The sequence below is a fragment of the Nocardioides oleivorans genome, from assembly GCF_004137255.1.
GTDB classification, from domain to species: Bacteria; Actinomycetota; Actinomycetes; order Propionibacteriales; family Nocardioidaceae; genus Nocardioides; species Nocardioides oleivorans.
The window spans coordinates 2,780,739-2,799,433 of sequence record NZ_SDWT01000001.1 but is presented as its reverse complement, the minus strand read 5'-3'; the positions used below and the strand labels follow the sequence as shown (position 1 = coordinate 2,799,433).

15 protein-coding genes are annotated in these 18,695 nt (G+C 71.2%); 2 read left to right on the top strand and 13 right to left on the bottom strand.

The features are described 5' to 3' along the window. Positions 1-131 precede the first annotated feature (131 nt). Complete coding sequence (locus EUA93_RS13410; protein WP_129400586.1) at positions 132-2,105, bottom strand: TIGR03960 family B12-binding radical SAM protein; 1,974 nt, start codon at positions 2,103-2,105, stop codon at positions 132-134. A 135-nt stretch (positions 2,106-2,240) separates the two neighbouring features. On the opposite strand from EUA93_RS13410, the gene EUA93_RS13405 reads away from it, so the two are divergent. After that, a complete protein-coding gene (locus tag EUA93_RS13405) occupies positions 2,241-3,227 on the top strand; it encodes an endonuclease/exonuclease/phosphatase family protein (protein ID WP_165355158.1) in 987 nt (328 codons plus the stop codon). Here EUA93_RS13405 and rodA read toward each other — a convergent pair. The 10 genes from rodA to EUA93_RS13355 all read right to left on the bottom strand — a co-directional run bounded on the left by rodA (position 3,224) and on the right by EUA93_RS13355 (position 13,462). Next, positions 3,224-4,402, bottom strand: a complete 1,179-nt coding sequence (gene rodA / locus EUA93_RS13400; protein WP_129400584.1) for a rod shape-determining protein RodA — start codon at positions 4,400-4,402, stop codon at positions 3,224-3,226. The genes EUA93_RS13405 and rodA overlap by 4 nt on opposite strands. Positions 4,403-4,406: 4 nt before the next feature. After that, the gene (gene mrdA / locus EUA93_RS13395) at positions 4,407-6,533 is read right to left on the bottom strand and encodes a penicillin-binding protein 2 (RefSeq protein ID WP_129400583.1); all 2,127 of its coding nucleotides are present in this window, start codon (positions 6,531-6,533) and stop codon (positions 4,407-4,409) included. After that, entirely contained in the window at positions 6,530-7,042 is a 513-nt protein-coding gene (gene mreD / locus EUA93_RS13390; RefSeq protein ID WP_129400582.1) for a rod shape-determining protein MreD, read from the bottom strand. The genes mrdA and mreD overlap by 4 nt, the downstream gene beginning before the upstream one ends. Beyond that, entirely contained in the window at positions 7,039-7,992 is a 954-nt protein-coding gene (mreC, locus tag EUA93_RS13385) for a rod shape-determining protein MreC (RefSeq protein WP_242497366.1), read from the bottom strand. The genes mreD and mreC overlap by 4 nt, the downstream gene beginning before the upstream one ends. Beyond that, positions 7,992-9,020: a rod shape-determining protein gene (locus EUA93_RS13380; protein WP_207208683.1), complete on the bottom strand. Its 1,029-nt coding sequence runs from the start codon at positions 9,018-9,020 to the stop codon at positions 7,992-7,994. The genes mreC and EUA93_RS13380 overlap by 1 nt, the downstream gene beginning before the upstream one ends. Before the next feature lie 212 nt (positions 9,021-9,232). After that, positions 9,233-9,664, bottom strand: a complete 432-nt coding sequence (gene ndk / locus EUA93_RS13375; protein ID WP_129400581.1) for a nucleoside-diphosphate kinase — start codon at positions 9,662-9,664, stop codon at positions 9,233-9,235. Between the two features lie 29 nt (positions 9,665-9,693). Further along, a complete protein-coding gene (locus tag EUA93_RS13370; protein ID WP_242497365.1) occupies positions 9,694-10,143 on the bottom strand; it encodes a DUF4233 domain-containing protein in 450 nt (149 codons plus the stop codon). Then, positions 10,140-11,498, bottom strand: coding sequence for a bifunctional folylpolyglutamate synthase/dihydrofolate synthase (locus tag EUA93_RS13365; RefSeq protein ID WP_129400580.1), 1,359 nt, complete (start codon positions 11,496-11,498; stop codon positions 10,140-10,142). The genes EUA93_RS13370 and EUA93_RS13365 overlap by 4 nt, the downstream gene beginning before the upstream one ends. After that, positions 11,495-12,523: a hypothetical protein gene (locus EUA93_RS13360; RefSeq protein WP_129400579.1), complete on the bottom strand. Its 1,029-nt coding sequence runs from the start codon at positions 12,521-12,523 to the stop codon at positions 11,495-11,497. Before EUA93_RS13360 ends, EUA93_RS13365 begins: the two co-directional genes overlap by 4 nt. A 9-nt stretch (positions 12,524-12,532) precedes the next feature. Beyond that, positions 12,533-13,462, bottom strand: coding sequence for a GNAT family N-acetyltransferase (locus tag EUA93_RS13355; protein ID WP_129400578.1), 930 nt, complete (start codon positions 13,460-13,462; stop codon positions 12,533-12,535). Positions 13,463-13,539: 77 nt separating this feature from the next. Between EUA93_RS13355 and valS the strand changes: the two genes are divergently transcribed. Beyond that, a complete protein-coding gene (gene valS, locus EUA93_RS13350) occupies positions 13,540-16,158 on the top strand; it encodes a valine--tRNA ligase (protein WP_129400577.1) in 2,619 nt (872 codons plus the stop codon). A 504-nt stretch (positions 16,159-16,662) separates the two neighbouring features. Here valS and clpX read toward each other — a convergent pair. After that, positions 16,663-17,943 carry an ATP-dependent Clp protease ATP-binding subunit ClpX gene (gene clpX, locus EUA93_RS13345; protein ID WP_129400576.1) on the bottom strand — a complete coding sequence of 427 codons (1,281 nt, stop codon included), beginning with the start codon at positions 17,941-17,943 and terminating at the stop codon, positions 16,663-16,665. 140 nt (positions 17,944-18,083) lie between these two features. Further along, entirely contained in the window at positions 18,084-18,692 is a 609-nt protein-coding gene (locus EUA93_RS13340; protein ID WP_129400575.1) for an ATP-dependent Clp protease proteolytic subunit, read from the bottom strand. Between the last annotated feature and the right edge of the window lie 3 nt (positions 18,693-18,695).

Here is an 18,695-nt window from a genome sequence, read left to right as displayed (position 1 = left end):
CACTGCTGCACCCACTACGTCGGCGGTCGAGGCTACCTCAGCGCGCGCCCGTCCCCGGTCGCCGCGACGCGCCCGGAGTCGTCGTACGCGTCGGGGCAGGTGGGCGAGCGCCGCAGCCCGTCACTCGAGGGCTACACCACGCTGAGCGGCAGCAGCTTCTGGCCCGTCGGCCCGACCTGGATCTCGGTGCCCATCTCCGGGCACACGCCGCAGTCGTAGCACGGCGTCCAGCGGCAGTCCTCGATCTCGACGTCGGCGCCCTCGGCGGCCGCGAGGGCGTCCTCCCAGTCACCCCACAGCCAGTCCTTGTCGAGTCCGGAGTCGAGGTGCTCCCAGGGCAGCACCTCGTCGTAGCCGCGCTCGCGGGTGGTGTACCAGTCGACGTCGACGCCGGTGCCGGCCAGCGCCCTGTCGGCCGAGGCCATCCAGCGGTCGTAGGAGAAGTGCTCGCTCCAGCCGTCGAACCGGCCGCCGTCGCGCCACACCTCCTCGATGACCCGGCCCACCCGGCGGTCGCCGCGCGAGAGCAGGCCCTCGACGATGCCGGGCTTGCCGTCGTGGTAGCGGAAGCCGATCGCGCGGGCGTACTTCTTGTCCTGGCGGACGACCTCGCGCAGGAGGCGGAGCCGCTCGTCGGTCGCCTCGTGGTCGAGCTGCGCGGCCCACTGGAAGGGGGTGTGCGGCTTGGGCACGAAGCCGCCGATGGAGACGGTGCAGCGGATGTCGTTGCGGCCGGTGACCTCGCGGCCCTTGGCGATGACCCGCTTGGCGAGGTCGGCGACCTGGAGCACGTCCTCGTCGGTCTCGGTCGGCAGGCCGACCATGAAGTAGAGCTTCACCTGGCGCCAGCCGTGGGAGTACGCCGTCGCGACGGTGCGGATCAGGTCGTCCTCGCTGACCATCTTGTTGATCACCTTGCGCATCCGCTCCGAGCCGCCCTCGGGGGCGAAGGTCAGGCCCGAGCGGCGACCGTTGCGGGAGAACTCGTTGGCGAGGGTGATGTTGAAGGCGTCGACGCGGGTGCTGGGCAGCGAGAGCGAGACGTTGGAGCCCTCGTAGCGGTCGGCGAGGCCCTTGGCGACGTCACCGATCTCGGTGTGGTCGGCGCTCGACAGCGAGAGCAGGCCGACCTCCTCGAAGCCGGTCTTGCGGATGCCGTTCTCGACCATGTCGCCGATGGTCTTGATGGAGCGCTCGCGCACGGGGCGGGTGATCATGCCGGCCTGGCAGAAGCGGCAGCCGCGGGTGCAGCCGCGGAAGATCTCGACGGAGAACCGCTCGTGGACGGTCTCGGCCAGCGGCACGAGCGGGTTGGCCGGGTAGGGCCACTGGTCGAGGTCCATCAGCGTGTGCTTGCGGACCCGGAACGGGATGCCGGGGCGGTTGGGCACGACGGCCTCGATCACGCCGTCGGGGGCGTAGGAGACGTCGTAGAACCGCGGGACGTAGATGTTGCCGGTGACCGCGAGCCGGCGCAGCAGCTCGTCGCGCCCGCCCGGGCGGTCCTCGGCCTTCCACTCGCGCACGACCTCGGAGATCGCGAGCACGACCTCCTCGCCGTCGCCGAGGACGGCCGCGTCGACGAAGTCGGCGATGGGCTCGGGGTTGAAGGCCGCGTGGCCGCCGGCGATCACGACCGGGTCGTCCTCGCCGCGGTCGACCGCGTGCAGCGGGATCCCGGCGAGGTCGAGGGCGTTGAGCATGTTGGTGTAGCCGAGCTCGGTGGAGAAGCTCAGGCCGAAGAGGTCGAAGGCGCCGACCGGCCGGTGGCTGTCGACGGTGAACTGCGGGATCGGGCCCTGCTCGTCACCGGTCCGCATCACCTGCTCCATGTCGGGCCACACCGAGTAGGTGCGCTCGGCGAGGATCCAGTCGCGCTCGTTGAGCACCTCGTAGAGGATCTGCACACCCTGGTTGGGCAGGCCGACCTCGTAGGCGTCGGGGTACATCAGCGCCCACCGCACCGTCGGGCCGCCGGTCTCCGAGGACGCGGCGCAGTCCCAGTCCTTCACGACCGAGTTCAGCTCGCCGCCGACGTACTGGATGGGCTTCTGCACCGACGGGAGCTTGGACTCCAGGCGCGAGAACACCGACGCGACGGACATGGCTGCGAACACCTCGATCTGTGGTGGCGGGCAATGCGGGGAAGGTTGGCCCGATGGGCGATCATCAAGGTTACGTCGCCGCGCCCGGAGGGGCCTAACCACGGACCAGCGGCGGACCGGGACCGAGGGGGGACGATGGGTCGGCGCGAGGAGTGGCTGCGCATCGGGGCAGTCGTGGTGATCGTGGCGGCGCTGGCGTTGCTGTTCCTCCGCGACAACAGTCCCGAGGAGCCCTCCGACGCCCCCGGGCAGGCCGAGGTCACCCCGAGCGACTCGGTGGTGGTGGAGCCCAGCGAGGGGCCCACCGACGCCGAGACCGTCCCGTCCCCGCCTGCCGGACTGGAGGAGCTGGTCTGCCAGCAGTTCCGCCAGCCCCTGGAGCTGCGGCTGCTGTCGTTCAACACGCACCGCTCCACCGGGACCCTCAACGCGATCGCCGAGGAGATCCTCGAGCTCGACCCCGACATCGTGCTGCTGCAGGAGGTCGACCGGAAGATGCTGCGGACGGGGTCGGTCGACCAGGCCGAGGTGCTCGCCGACGCGGTCGGGATGGACGGGTCCTTCAGCTCCAACCTCGTGCGTGGCTCGGGCCAGTACGGCACGCTCATCCTCAGCAAGTACGACGTCGTGCAGCAGGGGCGCATCCCGCTCGTGCGCAACCCGCGCTCCGAGGCCCGCGGCCTCCAGTGGGTGACCATCGACGTCGACGGCCGTCCGGTGCGGGTCTACAACACGCACCTCGACGCCACCCGCCCCGCCGTACGCCTCGCACAGGCGCAGCAGGTCGCCGGCGTCCTCGCCGACGACGACCTCCCGATCGTGCTCGGCGGCGACCTCAACGCCTGGCCCGCCTCCGCCGCGGTCGCCACGATCGGGCGCGAGCTCACCGACACCTGGACGACCTCCGGCGTCGGTCGCGAGGAGACCAGCCGTGGCGGCAGGAAGATCGACTACCTCTTCGTGCGCGGCCTCAAGCCGCTCCTCAGCCAGGTCGCGCCCTCGGGTGCCTCCGACCACAACCGGCTCTGGGCCGACGTACGCCTCCGGGCCCCGGACACGTGCACGAAGACCTCAGGCGAGGACTCGGGTGAGGACTCCGGCGAGGACTCGGGGAAGGGCTAGCGGCCCTGGTGCCGTGGCGTCGTCGAGCGCAGGTGGATGTTCTGCAGCAGCCCGAGGGCGAGCATGCCGGCGAAGAGCGAGCTGCCGCCGTAGGACACGAACGGCAGCGGGACGCCGGTGACGGGCATGATGCCCAGGCACATGCCGATGTTCTGGAAGGCCTGGAAGCCGAACCAGCACGCGATGCCTGCCGCAGCCACCCGGCCGAAGAGGTCGCCCGCCTGGGCGGAGATCGCCAGCGCGCGCCAGATCACCACGGCCAGCAGCAGGATCAGCACGCCTGCGCCGACGAGGCCGAGCTCCTCACCGGCGACGGTGAAGATGAAGTCGGTGTGCTGCTCGGGGACGAACCCGGAGCGGGTCTGCGAGCCCTCGAAGAGGCCCTGGCCGAAGAGGCCGCCGTTGCCGACGGCGATGCGCGCCTGCTCGACGTTGTAGCCCGCCCCGCGCGGGTCGAGGTCGGGGTTGGTGAAGGCGAGGAACCGGTCGACCTGGTAGGGCTTGAGCACGCCTCCGGCCACCGCGACGGCAGCACCGGCGACGGCTCCGAGGGTGAGCCCGCCGAGCCACAGCCGGCCCGCCCCGGCGATCGCGAGGACGCCGAAGACGGTGGCCGAGAGCACCAGCATCGTGCCGAGGTCGGGCTGGAGCAGGATCAGCGCCGCCGGCACCCCGGCGATCGCCAGCATGGCGACGACCTCGAGGCTGCCGACGGTGCGGCCCCACCGCCGTTCGGTGCGTTCGGCGACGACGAGGGCCATGCCGATCACGACGGCGAGCTTGGCGAACTCCGACGGCTGGATCGACATCCCACCGACCTGGAGCCACGAGCGCGAGCCGTTGATCGTGCTGCCCGCCACGAGCACCATCACGAGGCCGCCGACGCTGGCGACGTAGGCCAGTGGGGCCAGGATGCGCACCCACCGGTGGTCGGTGGCCATGACCGCGACCATCAGCACCAGGCCGATCGCGACGTTGACGAGCTGCTTGCGGAGGTAGGCGTCGGCGTCCCCGCCGGTGAGGTCGGCGCGGGTCGAGGTCGCCGACCAGACGAGCAGCGTGCCCAGCGCGACGAGCGCCAGGGACGCCGCCATCAGCAGCCAGTCGAGACCGGGGGCGCGGAGGCTGCTGGTGGTCTGGCCCGTGCGGGTCGGGCGGGTCTGCAGGATCGTCATGGCGTCACTCCCCCACGGCCGGCGGCATGATCGAGCCGTCCTTCAGGAACTGGGGCAGCTTCGTGGGCGGCAGCGTGCCGGGCGTCGCGGCGCGTGCCGGACGCACGGCCTCGCCCTCGACGCCGTACAACGCCTCCCAGATCGCCCGGATGCCGTCACCCGTGGAGCCCGAGCCGGTGCCGGCCTGGCTGATCATCATCACCACGACGTAGTCCTTGGTGTAGGAGGCGACCCAGCCGGTCGACTGCTTGCCGTAGACCTCGGCCGAGCCGGTCTTGGAGCGGACGGTGACCTGGTCGAGCGGGAAGCCGCCCATCTTCCACGCCATCGTGCCGACACTGGTGACGCCCTGGAGGGCGGAGTCGATGAAGTCGATGTACTTCTGCGGGACGTCCACCTTCGCGACCTTGCGCGGCGCGATCCGACGCAGCACCTTGCCCTCGGGGCTGACGATCGCCTTGGCGACGGTCGGCGCGTAGAGGGTGCCGCCGTTGCTGAGGGCGGCGTAGGCGCGGGCGAGCTGGAGCGGCGTGACGATGGTGTCGCCCTGGCCGATCGAGAAGTTCACCGCGTCGCCGGCGCGGTAGAGGTTGCCCTCGAGGCAGAACTCGCGGGCGAACGTGTAGACGAAGTCGCTGGTGCGGTCGTCCTGCGGCAAGCTGGCGAGGTCGCAGTAGTAGCCCTTCTGCGACTCGTAGTAGGCCTGCTTCCACCTGCGGTCGGCGATGCGGCCGGGCGCCTCGCCGGGCAGGTCGATGCCGGTGCGCGAGCCGAAGCCGAACTCCTTGGCGATCGCGACGAGCGGGTCCTTGGCGTTGATGTCGGCCGGGTCGCTCCCGAACCTCTGCCAGAAGTCGTAGCCGATCCGGTAGAAGAACGTGTTGCAGGAGACCTCGAGCGCACGGGCGAAGCCGATGTTGCCCTCGGCCGCCGACTCGTGGTTCTTGAAGACGCGGTTGCCGACCTGGAAGCCCGACGAGCACGGCAGCACCGTGTCCATGGAGTAGCCGTTCGTCAGCGCGCCCGCGGTCATGAACGGCTTCCACGTCGAGCCGGGGGCGAACTGGCCCTGCGTCGCGCGCGAGAGCAGCGGGGTGCCGGCCTCCTCGGAGTAGAGGCGCTGGAGCTCCTTCTCGCTGATGCCGCCGGTCCAGACGTCGGGGTCGTACGTCGGCTGGCTGGCCATCGCGACGACCCGGCCGGTCTTCGCGTCGAGGACCACCGCGGCGCCCGAGTCGGCCTCGAACTTCCGGCCGGTCACCGGGTCGACGGTCGCCCGCTGCGTCGCGATGCGCTCGGCGAGCTGCTTCTCGACCACCGCCTGGACCTTCGCGTCGATCGAGGTGACCAGCGTGTCGCCGGGGGTGCTCTCGACCGTGGAGTCGTCGCCGAGCACGCGGCCCATCGAGTCGACGGCCACGCGGCGGTAGCCGGGCAGCCCGCGCAACCACTCGTCGTACTGCTTCTCGACACCGGCGCGACCGACGACCGAGGCGCCGTTGAGCGACTCGTCGTCCTTGTCGACGGCGAGGTCGTACTCGTCCTCGGTGACCGGGCTGAGGTAGCCGAGGACGTGGGCGAGGTTGATCCCGAACGGGCGCGGGTAGGACCGCACGCTCTGCTGCGCGGCCACGACGCCGGGGTAGTCCTCGGGCTGCTCGAGCACACGGAGCGCGACGTCCTTGGAGACGTCGGAGGCGACCGGGACGGGCTGGTAGGGCGAGCCGTTCCAGCAGACGTCCTTCACGCTGCCGGGGTCGCCGCAGGTGACGAGGCTGGCCTCGACGTCGGCGGGCTTCTCGCCGACGACGACCGCGACCCGGCGGACCAGCTCGGTGCGGGAGCCCTCGTCGAGCTTGCCGAGGAGCGTCCGGTCGACCGAGATGACCCACGAGGTGCGGTTGGCGACGAGCGGGCGGCCCTGGCTGTCGAGGATCAGGCCTCGCTGCGGCTGCACGACGATGTCGCGGACGGACTGGTTCGCCGCCTGCGCCTGGTAGGCGTCGCCGCCGATGACCTGCAGGTAGTAGAGCCGGACGAAGAGGGTCGCGAACAACGAGAACGCGAGCACCTGGACGACGACGAGGCGCAGCCGGCTCCTCGTGCTCCGGGCCGTCGTGGGTGCGCTCACGGGGTCGCCCACTGGGGGCTCAGACGGGCGAAGAGCCTCATGAGCGGCGGCAGCACGAAGGGCGTCAGCAGGACGTCCCACACGACGGCGACCAGGACGACCTCCAGGAGACCCGAGATCGACATCGTCGGGTCCTTGAGGAGCACCCCGCTCAGCGCGAAGAGCGAGGTCGCGACGAACGACGACGCGGCGACCGTGCCGACGACGGCGACGGCCGTCGGCTTCTGGTCCTGCCGCACGCGGGCTGCCACGAAGGCGGCGATCGTGAGCGCGAGGGCCCAGCGGCCGGCGAGGTGGTCGGCGGGCGGTGCGAGGTCGAGCGTCAGGCCGGCGACGAACCCGAGGACGAGCGCGAAGGGCGCCTCCACGGTGAGCGCGGCCGCGACCACCACGAGCAGCGCGAGGTTGGGCACGATGCCGTGCCAGGCGACGTGCGGGAAGAGCGTGACCTGGAGGACCGTCGCGACGACGACCGCGGCGAGAGCGGCGGCCCAGCGGAGGTACGTCATCGCAGGCTCCCGTCCGCCTCGACGATCGCCCGGTCGCTGGTCGAGCCGCTGGGCACCATCACGCCGACGACGTCGAGCGCGGAGAAGTCGACGAACGGCTTCACGACCGCGCGCTGGGAGGCCTCGCGCACCGAGCTGTAGACCTCGGTGATCGTGCCGATCGGCACGCCGGGCGCGTAGGGACCGGTGGTGCTCCCCCACGTGACGACCGTGTCGTCGCGCGCGGGGACCGACGCGTCGTCGACGAGGCGGAGGTCGAGGGCGGCGTCGGAGGTGAGCGACCCGCTGCCGGTGACGAAGCCGATCTCCATGCTCGAGCCGACCCGGCCGCCGACGGTCGAGTCGGGGTCGATGATGAGCAGCACGGTGGCCGTGCTGCGGGTGACCCGCAGGACCCGGCCGACCAGCCCGTCGTTGTTGACGACCGTCATGTCGGGACCGACCCCGGACTCGGAGCCGGCGTCGATGGTCACGGTGAAGCTCTGCGACTGGCGCGAGCCGACCGCGACCACGCGGGCCGGGACGAGGGCGGACCCGAGGTCCTCGGCCGCGCTCGTGAGTCCGTCGTACTGCTCCAGGCGGTTGCGGTCGAAGCCGGCGAGCTCGACCTGGCTCTTCAGCTCGGCGTTGCTGGCCTCGAGGTCGCGGACCTGGTCGCGGAGGTCGCCCTTGCTGCGGAACCAGGCCGGCACGGCGGTGAAGGGGCGCACGGCGGCGTCGGCGGCCGCCTCGGCCGGTCCGAACGCCTCGCCGACGGCGCGCCGGACGGGCTCGAGCGGCGAGCTGCCGCCGCCGGAGACGTCGAGGGTGATGAACGTGATGCTGGCCAGGACCAGCGCCACGAGCAGCGAGCGCGGGGGGCGGTTGCGCTGCTCCAGCCGGTCGAGGCCGGTCCAGCGACGCTCGCGCCCGGCCTGCGAGGAGAGGCCGCGCATCAGGCTGGGCGCCATCAGAAGCGCCGCACGTCGGAGACCAGGACCTGCTGGAGCGCCTCGAACTCCTCCACGCACTTGCCCGCGCCGTAGGCGACCGACGACAGCGGGTCGTCGGCGACGTGGACCGGCATCCCGGTCTCGTGGCGCAGCCGCTCGTCGAGGCCGCGCAGCATCGCGCCGCCCCCGGTGAGGACGATGCCGCGGTCCATGATGTCGCCGGCGAGCTCGGGCGGGGTCTGGTCGAGGGTGGTGCGGACGGCGTCGATGATGTTGTGGATCGGCTCCTCGATCGCCTGGCGGAGCTCGGCGCTCGAGACGACGACGGTGCGCGGCAGGCCCGAGACCATGTCGCGGCCGCGGATCTCGGCGTCCGGCTCGCTCGGCAGCGGGAAGGCCGAGCCGAGGGACATCTTCATCTCCTCGGCGGTGCGCTCCCCCAGCATGAGGGAGTACTCCTTCTTCATCCACGCGATGATCGTCTGGTCGATCCGGTCGCCCGCGGTGCGCACCGACAGGCTGGTGACGATGCCGCCGAGGCTGATCACGGCGACCTCGGTCGTGCCGCCGCCGACGTCGACCACCATGTTGCCGGTGGCCTCGTGGACGGGGAGCCCGGCGCCGATCGCGGCGGCCATCGGCTCCTCGACGATGTAGACCCGGCGGGCACCGGCCTGGTAGCCGGCCTCCTTCACCGCACGCTGCTCGACCGCGGTGATCCCGCTCGGCACGCAGATCACCATGCGCGGCTTGGCGAAGTAGCGGCGGCGGTGCACCTGGTGGATGAAGTAGCGCAGCATCTGCTCGGTCGCCTCGAAGTCGGCGATGACGCCGTCCTTGAGCGGCCGGATGGCGGCGATGTTGTCGGGCGTGCGCCCGATCATCCGCTTCGCCTCGTGTCCCACGGCGAGCACCTCGCCGTTGGTGGTGTTCATCGCGACGACCGACGGCTCGTCGAGCACCACGCCCTTGCCGCGGACATAGACCAGCGTGTTGGCGGTGCCGAGGTCGACGGCCATGTCTCGGCCGATGATGCTGTGTGCCATTTCCGCTGCTGCCCTTGCAGGTCGGGACGTACCGGGGAAGGTGGGTCAGCGGTGCTGCCGACCCACGCTCAGGTTAGGTACGTCCCCGCCCGGTTCGCGGTAGGACACGCGCGAGGCGGATGTGGCTGATGTGACGAGGGCGGCCCCCAAGCGGTGCACCTGGGGTGACCGCTGCCCCGATCGACCCCGCTCGAGCGCGAGCGGGCTCGCGCTCAGCGCGTCAGCTCGGGGAACCAAATCCCGATCTCGCGCGCGGCGGACTCCTCGGAGTCGGAGCCGTGGACGAGGTTCTGCTGGACGGCGAGGCCCCAGTCGCGGCCGAGGTCGCCGCGGACGGTGCCGGGAGCGGCGGTGGTGGGGTCGGTGGCGCCGGCCAGGGAGCGGAAGCCCTCGATGCAGCGCTGGCCCTCGATCACCACGGCGAGCACCGGGCCGGAGAGCATGAACTCGACGAGCGGGGCGTAGAACGGCTTGCCCTCGTGCTCGGCGTAGTGGGCGGCGAGGATCTCCTGGGTCGCCTCGCGCAGCTCGACGGCCACGAGCGTGTAGCCCTTGGCCTCGATCCGGCGGAGGATCTCGCCCGAGAGGCCGCGGCGGACGCCGTCGGGCTTGACGAGGACGAGGGAGCGCTGGACGTCGGTCATGCCGCCAGCCTAGCCAGCGGTGACCGGGCTCACTCCGACCGGTCCGCCTGCCCGTCCTCGTGCTGGTCCGGGTGCGCGGCCTGCTCGGCGCGGTACGCCGCCCACGCGGCGGCCTTCTCGCGCTCGATCTTGCGACCGAGGAGGTCCGCCCCCGCCCAGAGCGCGGCGAAGACGGCGCCGAGGCCGAACATGACCGGGATGACGAAGCCGAGCGCGACCGCGGCGACCTGGACGGCGTACCCAGCGAGGTAGGCCCACTCGGCGCGGAGCGCTCCGGCCAGGACGATGCAGACCAGGGCCAGCCCGAGGCCGACGGCCAGGGCGGTGCCGGTGTCGACGTCGGCGATGGTGATCATCACCGGCGTGGTGAGGCCGAGGGTGATCGCCTCGAGGGTCAGGACGGCGGCCGCCATGCCCCGGCGCGGCGAGCGCTCGGGGGTGGCGACGGCAGTGGCCGGGCCGACGGCTCCGTCGCTCATCGGCGCCCCTTCAGGAGCGCGCGGGCCTCGCCGACGGTGACCACCGAGCCGGTGACCAGCACGGCGCCGGAGCCGATGGAGACGTCGATGGCCTCGCCGGCCTCGGCGAGCGTGGCACCGCGCTCGATGGCCTCGCCCAGGTCGGGGACGACACTGACCCGGTCCTCGCCGAAGATCTCGACGGCAGCGCGCGCGAGCGCTGCAGCGGACATCGAGCGCGACGTGGAGTTCTGGGTGCAGACGAGGTAGGCCAGGTGCGGCTCGAGGGCGGACAGCACGCCCTCGTAGTCCTTGTCCTCCATCACGCCCATCACGCCGACGAGCGGGCTGAACGAGAAGGAGTCCTCGAGCGCCTCGCCGAGCGCCTCGGCACCGTGCGGGTTGTGGGCGGCGTCGAGCAGGATCGTGGGGCTGCGCCGGATGATCTCGAGACGGCCGGGCGAGGTGACCTCGGCGAAGGCGGCGCGGACGAGGTCGGCGTCGAGCTCGCCGGTGCCGAAGGCCTCGACGGCGGCCAGCGCGAGCGAGGCGTTCTGCGCCTGGTGGGCGCCGTAGAGCGGCAGGAAGATGTCGTCGTAGTGACCGCGCAGCCCCTGGAGCGAGATGACCTGCCCACCCACGGCGGGCGTGCGGTGCACCACGCCGAACTCCACTCCCTCGCGGGCGATCGTCGCGCCGACCTCGGTGGCCCGCTCGAGGAGCACGGCGGCGACCTCGGGCGTCTGCTCGGCCAGGATCGCGACCGAGCCGGGCTTGATGATCCCGGACTTCTCGACTGCGATGGTGGCCGGATCGGCCCCGAGGTACTTCTCGTGGTCGACGGCGATCGGGAGCACGACGGCGACGTCGGCGTCGATCACGTTGGTCGCGTCCCACGCGCCGCCCATCCCCACCTCGACGACCGCGACGTCGACGGGGGCGTCGGCGAAGGCGGCGTACGCCATCCCGACGATCGTCTCGAAGAAGCTCAGCGGGTGGTCCTGCTCGGCGTCCACGAGGTGGGTGTAGGGCGCGACGTCGTTGAAGGCGCGGACGAACGCCTCGTCGTCGAGCGGCTCTCCGTCGACGCTGATCCGCTCGCTCATCTTCTCCAGGTGGGGAGAGGTGAAGCGCCCGGTGCGCAGGTCGAGCGCGCGCAGCAGCGTCTCGATCATCCGGCTCGTGCTGGTCTTGCCGTTGGTGCCGGTCAGGTGGATCGAGCGGAACGAGCGCTGGGGCTCGCCGAGCAGCTCGGTGAAGGCCTCGATGCGGTCGAGGCTCGGCTCGAGCTTGGTCTCGGGCCAGCGGGACAGCAGGGCGTCCTCGACCTCGGCGAAGGTCTGGGCGAGGCGGGGTGCGTCGGGGGTGTCAGTCATCTTGTCTGGAGTCTATTGGCCCGCGGTCGGCACGAGACGATCCGCCGCCACGGCTTCACCACCTCCAGCGCCCTGCCGTCGAGCGGGCGCGCGCGGAACTGGTCGAGCGCGTCCTCCCAGCGCGGGTCGGCGGTGCCGGTGACGTACATCGACGAGCCCTGGTCGGCGTGGACCAGGCCGTACTTCTTCATCGCCACCACGATCGCCCTCGCTGCCCCGGTGTAGCCCGTGGTCGGGAACGACTTCCTGAGCCGGAACCGCATGCCGTACGCCGGCAGGTCCCGTGAGGTGTTGCCGCTCGGGCCGCAGTGGCGGGCCGGCCAGGTGTAGGCGTTGCGGGCGCTCGGCAGCGTGAACCGGAGCGCGTGGGTGATCCGGCCGGACGCGGCCTCGTCGTAGGAGAGCAGCCCCGGGAGGATCGGCAGCCCGGCGGCGTCGGCCGAGGTCCACCCCGCGGGGCGCAGTCGGCTGGAGGACAGGTCCCAGCGCGCGGCGGACGCGGCCCGCCAGGCGACGACGGCGCCGGAGGCGTCGCGCACCCGCTCGGCGGCGTACAGCTCGACGAGGTCGCAGGTGCCGCGCCGCACGGTCAGCACGTGGCGGTCGCCCTCGGTGGGGTCGGGGTCGCGCGTGCTGCCGCCCTCGATCAGCGCGTCGGCCGGCACGAAGACCGGTCCGCGGTCACTCTCGTCGCGGTAGTCCTCACCGCCGACGCCGAACTGCAGCGGCAGCAGTGGCTGGTCCTCGTCGACGACGTTGACCGGGATGCCGTAGTACTCCTCCGTCGTGCCGAGGTCGAGGTGCAGGTCGTGCCCGGCCGCCTGCGACCCGACGATCGCCCGGGAGTGCCTCCAGACCGGCCGCTGGTCGATCCGTCGGTTCCACGGGCTGCTCGCCGGGAAGAGCTCGCACCCGCCGACCGAGTGGACCGGCGCCCGCCGCTCCGTCGCCTCGCGGGCCAGCACCGGCGACGACGCGGTGGCCGCCACCACCAGGGACAGGCTGAGCGCGATCAGGGGCCGCATCCGCCGAGACTAGGACGTGGCGGGGTCGCTGACGAGGTGCTCGGCCATGTCGACGACCGGCTCGTAGCCGAGCCCGGCGTAGATCTTGTTCGACGTCGGGTTGGCCTGGTCGGTGAACAGGCACATCCGGTGCCCGGCCTCGAGGCCGCGCCGGGTGAGCTCGCCGACGACGTACGACGCGATGCCGCGGCCGCGGTGCTCCCGGGGCGTGAACACCGGACCGATCCGCCCCACGCCGTACGACGGCAGCCCGGAGCCGGTGAGGTGCGCGACCGTGCCGTCGGGGAGCTCCCACAGCCACTCGACGCCCTCGCGGATCCGGACCAGGACGCCGTCGAGGGTGTTGTGCTCGCCCGAGCCGGGGTCGGGCTCACGTCCGGCCTGCTCGTCGGCCTCCGCGTGGAAGGCCGTGAACCAGGCGAGCACCAGCTCGGCGTCGTCCTCGGTGGCGCGCCGCAGGCGCCCCTCGGGTGCCGGCGGGACCACCGCGCTCGTGCACTCCCACAGCCGCGTGGCCTTGTCGACGACCAGCGTGCCGCCACCCAGCTCGGCGGTCGCCCTGGCCAGCACCTCGGCACCGGGAAGGGCGCCGTTCGCACCGCCGAGGTGCTCGCCCCGCTCGTGCAACGCTGCGGCGAGCAGCCGGGCGGCCGACTCGGGCATCGGCATCGAGAACGACGGGTACGGCCGGAAGCTCGCCGTCCGCATCACGGCGCTGACCGGAGTGCCCGACGCGTCGCGGACCACGACCCACCAGCGCTCGAACGGGGCGTCGACGTCGGCCCACGAGTCCATCCCGTCGGCGACCTCGCGGGCGATGCGCTGGCTGACGGTGGCGATCACGCTGCCCAGGACCGGCTCGGCCGCGAGCACCTCGCCGGCCTCGTCGAGGAAGGGCTGCGGGGCGTCGAACAACTCCAGCGTGAAGGTGCCGTCCATGGATCCACGCTAGGACCGGCGGCCACGCGGTCGATACTCGTTTTCGCAGGCAGGAAGCCCGTCAATAGACTCGGAGCATGACTGAGAACCCCAGCACCCAGACCACGGATACGACGAGCACCGAGCCGCGTGCCGTCGTCGTACCCGAGCGTCCGGCGCTGGAGGGCCTCGAGGACAAGTGGTCGCAGGCCTGGGCCGCCGACGACACCTACGCCTTCGACCGCACCCAGCCGCGGGAGAACGTCTACTCGATCGACACTCCCCCGCCGACCGTCAGCGGCTCGCTGCACGTCGGCCACGTCTACTCCTACAGCCACACCGACCTGATCGCGCGCTACCAGCGCATGCAGGGCAAGGCCGTCTTCTACCCGATCGGCTGGGACGACAACGGCCTGCCCACCGAGCGCCGCGTCCAGAACTACTTCGGCGTCCGCTGCGACCCCGCCCTGCCCTACGAGGCCGACTTCACCCCGCCAGAGAAGCCGGACCCGAAGAAGCAGGTCCCGATCAGCCGGCCGAACTTCATCGAGCTGTGCGAGCAGCTGGTGGTCGAGGACGAGAAGGCCTTCGAGGCGCTGTGGCGCCAGCTCGGCCTCTCGGTCCAGTGGAACCCGACCTACACGACCATCGGCGACCACTCGCGGACCGTCAGCCAGCGCGCCTTCCTGCGCAACTTCGCCCGCGGCGAGGCGTACCTCTCCGAGGCGCCGACGCTGTGGGACGTCACCTTCCAGACCGCGGTCGCGCAGGCCGAGCTCGAGGCACGCGACTACCCGGGCGCCTACCACCGCGTCGCGTTCCACAAGGCCGACGGCTCCCCGATCCACATCGAGACCACGCGCCCCGAGCTGATCCCGAGCGTCGTCGCGCTGATCGCGCACCCCGACGACGAGCGCTACCAGGACGTCTTCGGCACCACCGTCACCTCGCCCGTCTTCGGCGTCGAGATCCCCGTGCTCGCCCACCCCGCCGCCGAGCCCGACAAGGGCGCCGGCATCGCGATGTGCTGCACGTTCGGTGACCTCACCGACGTCATGTGGTGGCGCGAGCTCGACCTCCCGGTCCGCACGGTCGTCGGCCGCGACGGGCGGCTCACCCGCGAGACGCCCGAGTGGCTCGGCGCCGAGGCGGCCGCGACGGCGTACGCCGACCTCGCCGGCAAGACGACCTTCTCCGCCCGCGAGGCGATGGTCGCCCTGCTCCGCACGTCGGGCGACCTCGACGGCGAGCCCCAGGCGACCCAGCGGATGGCGAACTTCTACGAGAAGGGCGACAAGCCGCTCGAGATCATCGCCACCCGCCAGTGGTACATCAAGAACGGCGGCCGCGACGCTGCGCTGCGCAAGGAGATGCTCGTCCGCGGCGAGGAGATCACCTGGATCCCCGCCCACATGAAGCACCGCTACGACAACTGGGTCGGCGGCCTCAACGGTGACTGGCTGATCTCGCGCCAGCGGTTCTTCGGCATCCCGTTCCCGGTCTGGTACCCGCTCGACGCCGACGGCGAGCCGGACCACGCCCACCCGCTGATGCCCTCCGAGGACCAGCTCCCGATCGACCCGTCCACGCAGGCGCCGCACGGCTACACCGAGGACCAGCGGGGCAGGCCCGGCGGGTTCATCGGCGACCCCGACGTGATGGACACCTGGGCGACGTCGTCGCTCACCCCGCAGATCGCGGGCCAGTGGGGCGTCGACGACGACCTGTTCTCGCGGGTCTTCCCGTTCGACCTCGCCACCCAGGCGCACGACATCATCCGCACCTGGCTGTTCTCCCGCGTCGTCCGCGCGGAGTTCGAGAACGGCGTCGTGCCGTGGTCGCACGCGATGATCTCCGGCTTCATCGTCGACCCCGACCGCAAGAAGATGTCGAAGTCGAAGGGCAACGTCGTCGTCCCGACCGACATCCTCGACAAGTACGGCGCCGATGCCGTCCGCTGGCGCGCCGCGATCGGTCGCCCGGGCATGGACTCGCCGTTCGACGAGTCGCAGATGAAGGTCGGCCGCCGCTTGGCGATGAAGGTCCTCAACGCCTCCAAGTTCGTCCTCGGCAACGTCGGCGCCACCGAGCTCAGCCCGGCCGCGGTCAGCGCCCCGGTCGACTGCGCGCTGCTCGGCAGCCTCGAGATCGTGGTCCGCAGGGCCACCGAGGCGTTCGACGCCTACGACTACACCACGGCGCTCGAGGTCACCGAGAAGTTCTTCTGGGAGTTCTGCGACGACTACCTCGAGCTGGTCAAGGAGCGTGCGTACGACGCCGACGGCGGCGCCGCGACCGACTCCGCGCGCGCCACGCTCGCGATCGCGCTCCACGTCCAGCTCCGGCTGCTCGCGCCGTTCCTGCCGTACGCGACCGAGGAGGTCTGGTCGTGGTGGCAGGACGGCTCGATCCACCACGCCGCGTGGCCGACCGCCGCCGACCTCGGCTCCGCGGCCGCCTCGCAGCCGCTGGTCCTCGACGCCGTCGCCGCCGCCCTCACCGGCATCCGCGGCGCGAAGTCGCAGGCCAAGGCGAAGATGCGCGCCCCGCTCTCGCGCGTGGTGATCACCGGCCCGACCGCGTTGGTCGAGGGTGCCCGGCAGGCCGCCGACGACCTCCGTGCCGTCGGCACCATCGTCGGCGACCTCGAGTTCGTGGCCGACGACCAGGCCCGGGAGCTCTCGGTCACCGCCGAGCTCGCCCCCACCGAGGACTGACGCTCACCGGAACCCCCCTCGCGCCCGGACCGGTGCGCGAGGGGGGTTCTCGCGTGCCGGCCCGTCGGCCACCGCTCGACCCCGCCGCGTGCGCTCGGGCGGTGAGTGAGCCACCTCCGGCCGCCTCGGAATGTGGTTCACGCACCGCCCCCGCGGCGAGTCGGGTACGACGCGCGGGCGGGCGGTGTCGTACCCACATCGGAGCGGCCACGAATGTGGCTCACTCACCGCTCGAGCAGCGGGGGTACGACGTCGGGGCGCGCCACTGACCGCCGTCGACACTGGCCCCCACGCCCGGGTCGACGACGGTCTGCGGTCGCGCTCAGCCTGCGCCGAGGGCGAAGAACATCAGCACGACGCAGAGGAGCGCCACGAGCGCGAATCCGACGAAAGGTCGCTTCGAGCCGCTGCCCATTGGTTCCGCCCACATGCCAACAAGACGGCCCGATCACCCGGGCATGACGCGGGTTCGCCGAATTGGTCCAGAACCGGTCTGGACCAGGGTCAGGCGGACTTCTTCTTGCGGCCCTCGGCCTCGCGCAGCACGAAGGTCGGGGCGACGTCGTCCTCGACGACCTCGCGCGTCACGATCACCTTGGCGACGTCGCCGCGCGAGGGCACGTCGTACATCACGTAGAGGAGGACCTCCTCGATGATCGCGCGCAGGCCGCGGGCGCCGGTGCCGCGCTCGAGCGCGGCGTCGGCGATCGAGTCGATGGCGTCGGGGGTGAACTCGAGCTCGACGCCGTCGAGGTCGAAGAGCTTCTGGTACTGCTTGACGAGCGCGTTGCGCGGCTCGGTGAGGATCTGGACGAGCGCCTCGCGGTCGAGCTTGCTCACGCTCGCGATGAGCGGCAGGCGACCGATGAACTCGGGGATCAGGCCGAACTTGGTGAGGTCCTCGGGACGGACCTGGGCGAGCAGGTCGTCGGACTCGCGCTCGGCTGCGCCGCGGACCTCGGCGGTGAAGCCGAGGGACTTCTTGCCGACGCGCTGCTCGATGATCTGCTCGAGCCCGGCGAAGGCACCACCCACGATGAAGAGGATGTTGGTGGTGTCGATCTGGATGAACTCCTGGTGGGGGTGCTTGCGACCGCCCTGCGGGGGCACCGACGCGGTCGTGCCCTCCAGCATCTTCAGCAGCGCCTGCTGCACGCCCTCGCCGGAGACATCGCGCGTGATCGAAGGGTTCTCCGCCTTGCGGGCCACCTTGTCGATCTCGTCGATGTAGATGATCCCGGTCTCGGCCTTCTTGACGTCGTAGTCGGCGGACTGGATGAGCTTGAGGAGGATGTTCTCCACGTCCTCACCGACGTAGCCGGCCTCGGTCAGCGCAGTGGCGTCGGCGATCGCGAACGGGACGTTGAGCATCCGCGCCAGGGTCTGGGCGAGGTAGGTCTTGCCGCAGCCGGTCGGGCCGATCACCAAGATGTTGGACTTGGCGACCTCGACCACGTCGTCCTTGGCCTTGCCGGAGACCGGCTGGAGGCCGGACTGGACGCGCTTGTAGTGGTTGTAGACCGCGACGGCCAGCGACTTCTTCGCGTGCTCCTGGCCGATGACGTAGGAGTTGAGGAACTCGAAGATCTCGCGGGGCTTGGGCAGCTCCTCGAGGCTGACCTCGGAGCCCTCGGCGAGCTCCTCCTCGATGATCTCGTTGCACAGCTCGATGCACTCATCGCAGATGTAGACGTTGGGTCCAGCAATGAGCTTCTTGACCTGCTTCTGGCTCTTTCCGCAGAAGTTGCACTTGAGCAGGTCGCCGCCGTCACCGATTCGTGCCACGGGTCGTGTCCTCCAGTCTCGCCGGGTGGGGGTCCCGGTATCTCACCACGGGCCTCACGACGGTACCCCGTGCCGGCCCCGGGTGGGGGCCGGACACGGGATGTCGCGAGGCAACAAATTCATGCGGAGCGAGCCAGGCCTCAGGCGAGGACGGGCGTGCCCTTGCGGGACTCGATCACGGCGTCGATCAGGCCGTAGTCGACGGCCTGCTGCGCGGTGAGGATCTTGTCGCGCTCGATGTCGGCGCTGACCTCCTCGACGGACTTGCCGCTCGAGTCGGCGATCATCTGCTCGAGGAGCTCACGCATGCGCAGGATCTCGTTGGCCTGGATCTCGATGTCGGAGGTCTGGCCGAACGTGCCCTCGGTGTAGGGCTGGTGGATCAGGATCCGACTGTTGGGCAGCGCCATGCGCTTGCCCTTGGCGCCGGCACCCAGCAGGATCGCGGCCGCGGAGGCGGCCTGGCCCAGGCACACGGTCTGCACGTCGGGTTTGATGAACCGCATCGTGTCGTAGATCGCGGTCAGCGCCGTGAACGAGCCGCCGGGGCTGTTGATGTAGATGCTGATGTCGGTGTCGGGGTTCATCGTCTCCAGGCACATCAGCTGCGCGATGACCGCGTTGGCCACGTCGTCGCTGATCGGCGTGCCGAGGTAGATGATGCGCTCCTCGAAGAGCTTCGCGTAGGGGTCGATCCGACGGAAGCCGTAGGAGGTGCGCTCTTCCCACTGCGGGATGTAGTAGTTCATGGC